5 protein-coding genes are annotated in these 6,757 nt (G+C 69.1%); 2 read left to right on the top strand and 3 right to left on the bottom strand.

Features of this window, described 5'->3' with window-relative positions; genetic code table 11:
• Nucleotides 1-598, bottom strand: a 598-nt coding sequence (gene pgk, locus CF68_RS31090; protein ID WP_035826593.1) for a phosphoglycerate kinase, incomplete at its 3' end; no start/stop codon positions are given.
• Nucleotides 599-980: 382 nt separating this feature from the next.
• Here pgk and CF68_RS31085 point away from each other — a divergent pair.
• Both CF68_RS31085 and CF68_RS31080 read left to right on the top strand, forming a co-directional pair.
• Complete coding sequence (locus tag CF68_RS31085) at nt 981-2,087, top strand: helix-turn-helix transcriptional regulator (RefSeq protein ID WP_035826592.1); 1,107 nt, start codon at nt 981-983, stop codon at nt 2,085-2,087.
• A gap of 100 nt (nt 2,088-2,187) precedes the next feature.
• Complete coding sequence (locus tag CF68_RS31080; protein ID WP_035826591.1) at nt 2,188-3,330, top strand: helix-turn-helix transcriptional regulator; 1,143 nt, start codon at nt 2,188-2,190, stop codon at nt 3,328-3,330.
• A 107-nt stretch (nt 3,331-3,437) separates the two neighbouring features.
• Here the strand turns inward: CF68_RS31080 and CF68_RS31075 are convergent, their stop codons facing one another.
• Together CF68_RS31075 and CF68_RS31070 are read right to left on the bottom strand one after the other, a co-directional pair.
• Nucleotides 3,438-4,457 carry a tripartite tricarboxylate transporter substrate binding protein gene (locus CF68_RS31075; protein ID WP_035826588.1) on the bottom strand — a complete coding sequence of 340 codons (1,020 nt, stop codon included), beginning with the start codon at nt 4,455-4,457 and terminating at the stop codon, nt 3,438-3,440.
• 178 nt (nt 4,458-4,635) lie between these two features.
• The coding region (locus CF68_RS31070) for a DEAD/DEAH box helicase (protein WP_035826586.1) at nt 4,636-6,757 on the bottom strand (2,122 nt) is incomplete at its 5' end.

Raw genomic sequence — 6,757 nt, 5'->3', positions numbered from 1 at the left:
CCTTGGAGCCGGCCACGATTGCCACCAGCGGGCGCGCCGGCTGGCCCAGCGCCTTGCCCAGCGCGTCGATCTCGGCAGCCAGCAGCGGGCCGGCGCAGGCAATCGGGGCGTACTTGGCGATGCCATGCGTGGTGGCTTCGGCACGGTGGGCGGTGCCGAAGGCATCGTTCACGTAGACGTCACACAGCTTGGCCATCTTCTGGGCCAGTTCGTCGCTGTTCTTCTTTTCGCCCTTGTTCACGCGGCAGTTTTCCAGCAGCACCACCTGGCCCGGCGCCACCTCGACGCCGTCGACCCAGTTCTGCACCAGCTTGACCGGCTTGCCCAGCAGCTCGGACAGGCGCGTGGCGATCGGCGCCAGCGAATCCTCGGGCTTGAACTCGCCCTCGGTCGGGCGGCCCAGGTGGGAGGTGACCATCACCGCGGCGCCGCCAGCCAGGCAGGCCTCGATGGCCGGCACCGAGGCGCGGATGCGGGTGTCCTCGGTGATGTTGCCGGCGTCGTCCTGCGGCACGTTCAGGTCGGCGCGGATAAACACCCGCTTGCCGGAGATTTTGCCTTGGGAAATCAGGTCGGAAAGACGCAGGACAGAGGTCATGGCGATGAATGGCGCGAGATTTCGCTGGAATTCGGGGAAACGGGCATTTTACCTGATCGTGGTCAACGCTTTGCCGATTCCGGACCGTTACGCGCTAGACATGTGCCCCTTGCGGCACATTCTAGACAACGCCACTGGATGCTGGTGACATACCTCCCCACGAAAGAAGGGTCAGCTCCATGCCCCTCTTGACCCCCGAGTGCGGTAATGTATGCAACGTCTGCTACAACAGACACGCAAAAAGCGCCAGAGCCGGTCTTGAAACGGCCATGACAACAGGCGGCCAAAATAACAAGCAGCCAAAAAGAATGCAGCCGGTGTGCGATCAGACGCACCGCCGGCGCCGCGCATTTCCTTGTCGCGAATGCAGGGGGTGAGTCAGATGAAAGAAGCCGACATGCACGGAGCGATCCGTGGCTTGTACGAGGGCATTCTCGATCCCGGTGCCTGGCAGCAGAGCCTGCGCACCCTGACGGAACTGGCGGGCACGGCACACGCCTCGATGATGGTCTGGGACACTGTCCGCGACCAGGTCACCGTCAATGAGATCGTCAATCCGGTGGTGGAGCTGTTCTCCGAGTACGAATCGGACTACCAGGCCATCGATCCGGCCAAGCAGTTCGCGCCGCGCCTGCGGCCGGGCGACTGGTATATCGACGCGCGCGAACTGGGCGAAGGCACCATGGCCCGCCATCCGTTCTACCGCGACTTCTTCCACCGCTACGACCTGCGCTCCTACGTGGCCTGCCTGGTCGAGCGCCAGCCCCACTACGAAGTCTATTTCTCGATGCAGCGCGCGCGCACGCAGCCGCTGTTCTCGCCCGACGACACCCGCGGCATGGACTGGATCATCCCGCATATGCGCAGCGCCATGGCCATGCGCGACCGCACGCTGGGGCTGACGGTGCTGGCGCGGCTGTCGACGCAGCTGGTGGAGCGGCTCAATTTTGCGCTGCTGGTGTTCTCGCCGCAGCGCCAGGTGCTGCTGAGCAACCGCGCCGGCGAGCGCTGGGCGCGGCGCCTGGACCCGGCCGGCAAGGTGTCGGACTGGACCCTGTCGCGCCCGTTCGCCGACATGGTCCAGGCCGCCTGCGACCCGCAGCGCGCGGTCGCCGCGCAGGCCGCCCGCGCCACCGACGGCAACGGCGCCTGCGCGCAGGTGATCGTGCTGCCGCTGCCGCCTTCGCACGCCTTTGCCGCACAATGGCAGGAACCGGCGGCACTGGTGATCGTGCATGAGCAGGACAGCGCGCCGCTGTTGCTGGCGCCGGTGCTGCGCGACCTGTACGGACTGACTCCGGCGGAGACCCGGCTGACCACCCAGCTGGCCACCGGCCAGGGCCTGCCCGAAGCCAGCCAGCAGCTGAACATCCGCCACGAAACCGCGCGCACCCAGCTCAAGGCCGTATTCCACAAGACCGGCTGCAACAGCCAGGCCCAGCTGACGCATCTGCTCTCGCGCCTCGGCGCGGCGCTGGACGAGGCCTGAACACCACGCGCCCGGCAGCGGGCCGGCGCCGCGCCTGCGGCCCGCCCGTTGCCCCGCGGAAAAAGTGCTAAAAGTACAAGAAGTAAAAAGAAGGGAAGCCATGAGCGACACACAGATGCACGACACCATTCGCGCGCTGTACGAGGGGATCTTCGATGCCGACGCCTGGCAGCGCAGCCTGGGCGCGCTGTGCCAGGCCAGCGGCAGCACGCATGCCCATCTGCTGGTGCTCGACACGGTCAACGAGCGCGTGCTGGTGAACCAGGAGGTCAACCCCATGCCGGAGGCGGTGGCCGCCTACAGCGAACAATACGTGGCCATCGACCCGGCCCTGCCGTTCGCCAGACGCATGTCGGTGGGCAACTGGTATATCGATTCACGCGAGCTGGGCGTGCCGGCGATGCGCAGATCGCCCTTCTACGGCGAGTTCCTGCGGCAATTCGAGCAGTCGTCGGTGATGGCCTGCCTGATCGAGCGCCAGCCGCACTACGACGTGTTCCTGTCGCTGCAGCGCCCGCAGGGCCACGACCACTATTCGCCCGAAGACGCGCGCGCGCTCGACTGGGCCATCCCGCACGTGCGCCATGCGATGGCGCTGCGCGACCGCACCCACCAGGTGTCGGCACTGGCGCATGCGTCGGCGCAGCTGATGGAGCGGCTGCCGTTCGGCGTGATCGTGTTCCGCGACGACGGCAAGCCGCTGCTGGCCAACAGCATTGGCGAGGCCTGGGTGCGCCGGCTGCTGCCGGCGGTGTCGATCGAAACCAGCGCGGTGGCGCCGCCTGCCGCAGCCGTGCGCGAGGAAGCCGGCTGGCAGCTGTCGCGCCCGTTTGCCGAAGCGCTGCGGGCGGCATGCAACCCCGCCAACCCGCAGCCGGCGCAGGCGCTGCGCGCGGCCGACAGCGCCGGCCGCCAGGCCCAGGTCGTCCTGCTGCCGCTGCCGCCCGCGCACCATCTGGCGATGGACTGGCAGCGCCCCAGCGTGCTGGTGGCGATCCACGAGCCCGGCACCGCGCCGATGACGCTGCCGGCCGTTCTGCGCGACCTCTACGGCCTCACGCCGGCCGAGACCCGGCTGGCATTGCAGCTGTCATCGGGCATCGGCCTGCCCGAGGCGTGCGAGCTGATCGGCATCCGGCGCGAGACCGGGCGTACGCAGTTGAAGGCTATTTTTACCAAGACGGCTACGGGGACGCAGGCGCAGTTGGCGCATTTGTTGACTAGGTTGGGGGTTAGGGCTTAGGGGTGGGGCGTGGGGGGCGTTTGCCGCTTCTCGTGGGTGCAGGCTCTGCGACACCCGACCGCATGGCCAACCATCCCCCAACCATCCCCAACCATCCCCAACCACCCTCAATCCACCGAAGCCCCCACAGTCCTAACCACCCCCGCCCACTTCTGCCGATCCCCCTTCACCGTAGCCTTGAACTGATCAACAGTCTCAACCCGCGGCGTGTTGCCCGCATCGATCAGCTTCTGCCGGATCGCCGGCGTTTCCAGCGCCACCTTCACCGCATCATTGACCTTGCGCGCGATCTTCGGATCCAGCCCCTTCGGCCCGAAGAAGCCGAACCAGATGGTGCTGTTGAAGCCAGGCAGGCCGCTCTCGGCAATGGTCGGCACGTCGGGAATCACCTGCACGCGCTGCTTGGTGGTCACGCCCAGCAGGCGCACCTTGCCGGCGCGGTACTGCGGCAGCACGCTCTGCACCTGGTTGAAGATGCAGCAGACCTCGCCCTTCACCACCGCCTGCAGCGCGTCGGGGCCGCCCTTGTAGGGCACGTGGACCATGTCCAGGCCGGCGCGCGCGTTGAACTCGGCAAAAGCCAGGTGCGTGCCGGTGCCGTTGCCGGTGGAGGCGAAGTTGTACTTGCCCGGGTTGGCCTTGACCTTCTCGATAAACTCCTTGACCGACTTCACGTCCAGCACCGCCGGGTTGACGGTCAGCACGTTGGAGACCTCGACCAGCGGCGCGATCGGGGTGAAATCGGCCTCGGCGTCGAACGGCAGGTTCTTGTACAGCGCCGGGTTGATGCCGTGCGTGGCGGCGGTGCCCAGCAGCAGCGTGTAGCCATCCGGCTTGGCATGCGCGACCACCTCGGAGGCGACGTTGCCGCCGGCGCCCGGCCGGTAGTCGTAGATGATGGTGGTCTTCAGCGACTTCTGCAGCGACTCCTGCAGCGTGCGGCCGACGATGTCGACGCCGGAGCCGGCAGTAAAGCCCATCAGGATCGTCACCGGCTGCGTCGGCCACTCCCCTTGCGCGCGGGCGGGCATGCTGACCGTGCTGATGGCAGCGGCGGCGCACAGCACGGCCAGGCCGGTAGCGGAACGGAAGGACAAGCGCGGAAGCAGGCGGGACGAAGTAGGCATGGGGGGCACCGTCGGTAAGTATCAGCAAGGTAAGACCCGGCGCGGCGGGTCGGCACAATGACCGGGATCTGAGCCCCGGGCCAGCGCCACACGATAGCAAGGTTCCTGCCAAAACCAAACGACCGTGTTCGCTTGAGGGTATTCCATCGGGGCATATGTACCCCTCCTCGGCATCGCCTCAGCGCCGCAGCAACCCCACCAGCTCGTCCACGTCCGGCAGCGGCGCGCCGGTTCCCGCGGCGCTGTCGTCGTCGGCCTCCAGCAGCCCGTCGGCCAGCGCGCGCTTGTCGCGGTGCAGGTCGACGATGCGCTCTTCGATAGTGCCGGCATTGATCAGCCGGTACACCGTCACCGGGCGCTGCTGGCCGATGCGGTGCGCGCGGCCCATGGCCTGGTCTTCGGCGGCGGGGTTCCACCAGGGGTCGGCAATGATCACGTAGTCGGCCGCGGTCAGGTTCAGGCCGAAGCCGCCGGCCTTCAGGCTGATCAGGAAGACATCGCCCTCGCCCGCCTGGAAGGCGGCCACGCGGCGGGTACGCTCGGGCGCGGGAGTGGCTCCGTCCAGGTACTGCAGCGCCAGCCCGGCACGCTCCAGCCCCTGGCGCAGCAGCTGCAGGAAATCGACAAACTGGCTGAACACCAGGGTCTTGTGGCCGCTCGCGGCAAGCTCGCTGGCCAGCTCGACAAAGGCGCGCAGCTTGGCGCCTTCGGACAGCTGGCCGCTGAGTTCCGGCGTGACCAGGCGCGGGTCGCACGCCGCGCGCCGCAGCCGCATCAGCTGCGCCAGCACGTGGATGCGCGCCTGGGCCTGGTGCTGGGCCTGCGCCAGGGCGCGCACACGGGCCCCGGCAGGCGCGCCCTTGGTGGCCTTGCGTGCCGCTTCCACGCGCGCCAGCGCGGCCTCGGCCTCGGTCTGGGCCTGGCGGCGCAGGGCCTCGTAGTGCGCGGCTTCGACCGGCTCGGGCTCGACCCGGATCACCAGCTCCGTGCGCGGCGGCAGTTCGTCCAGCACCTGCGCCTTGGTCCGGCGCAGCACGAACGGCGCGATCATGCGGCGCAGCCGCTGGCGCGCCTCGCGCATGCCGCCGCGCTCGATCGGGTTGGCAAAGTGTTCGTTGAAGCGGGCCAGCGAGCCCAGCAAGCCCGGATTACAGAACCGCATCACCGACCACAGCTCGGCCAGCCGGTTCTCCACCGGCGTGCCGGTCAGCGCCATGCGGAAGCCCGACGGCAGCGCGAACATCGCCTGCGCCCGCCGCGTGACCGCATTCTTGAAGGCCTGCGCCTCGTCCGCGACCACGGTATGCCATTCGCGCGCGCAGAACGCCTTGCTGGCCTGCTGCAGCAGCGTGTACGAGACGATCACCAGGTCATGCGGGCCGGCCTGCGCGAGCAGCGTCTCACGATCGCCCTCGGCATAGACATGGACGTTGAGCGTGGGCGCAAAGCGCCGCGCCTCGGCCGCCCAGTTGCCGCACACCGAGGTCGGCGCGATCACCAGCGCGGCGCCGCCGCCGGCGCGCGCCACCAGCACCGCCAGCGCCTGCAAGGTCTTGCCCAGGCCCATGTCGTCGGCCAGGCAGGCGCCCAGGCCCGAGGCGGCCAGCGTCATGGCCCAGCGAAAGCCGGCCTCCTGGTAGGGGCGCAGTTCGGCGGCCAGCGTCGGCGGCAGGGCGATCTCGGTTGCGCGCGCTGCGCGCAGGCTGGCGATGCGCTGGCGGAAATGCGCATCGGGATCGACGCCAGCGCCGGCCAGCACGTCATCCAGCCACGGCGTGGCCATCTGCGGTACGCGAATGCCGTCGGGCACATGCTCACCAACGCCGGCCAGGTCGCGCAGGCGGCCGCGCAGCGTGCGCGTCAGCGCCACGTAGACGCCCTGCCCCATCGGCACGAAGCGCCCGGCGTGGCTGCCGGTCCAGTCGATCAGCTTGCCCAGCTCCAGCACCAGCCCCTCGGCCACGCGCAGCTCGCCGGCCAGCCGGTACCACGCGCCGCGGCTCTCGATCTGCACGCCCAGCTGCGGCAGGTCGGCCGGCAGCACGCGGATTTCCTTGCCACGCGGCCATTCCATGGCCTGCACCGCGGGCAGGCCGGGCAGCGCCTCGACCACGGCGAGCGCGTCCTCCGGATCGTCCAGTGTCCAGGTGTATTCGCCGCCCGGCGGCGACAGCGCCACCAGCTGCGGCAATGCCGCGAAGACCTCGGCCACGCTGGCCAGCTCGGCCTCCAGGTCGCGTTGCGTGGCCAGGGTCTCGCCGCGCACCGCGGCCATCAGGCGCTCGCGCCCGGCGCCGGGC

The sequence above is a fragment of the Cupriavidus sp. SK-4 genome (assembly GCF_000611125.1).
Taxonomy (GTDB): domain Bacteria; phylum Pseudomonadota; class Gammaproteobacteria; order Burkholderiales; family Burkholderiaceae; genus Cupriavidus; species Cupriavidus necator.
This window is presented reverse-complemented; position numbering and strand designations above follow the sequence as displayed.

Bases quoted from the DNA above. Each gene is read 5' to 3' on its own strand.
- CF68_RS31075 (WP_035826588.1), bottom strand. From the start codon at position 4,457: ATGCCTACTTCGTCCCGCCTGCTTCCGCGCTTGTCCTTCCGTTCCGCT.
- CF68_RS31085 (WP_035826592.1), top strand. From the start codon at position 981: ATGAAAGAAGCCGACATGCACGGAGCGATCCGTGGCTTGTACGAGGGC.
- CF68_RS31080 (WP_035826591.1), top strand. From the start codon at position 2,188: ATGAGCGACACACAGATGCACGACACCATTCGCGCGCTGTACGAGGGG.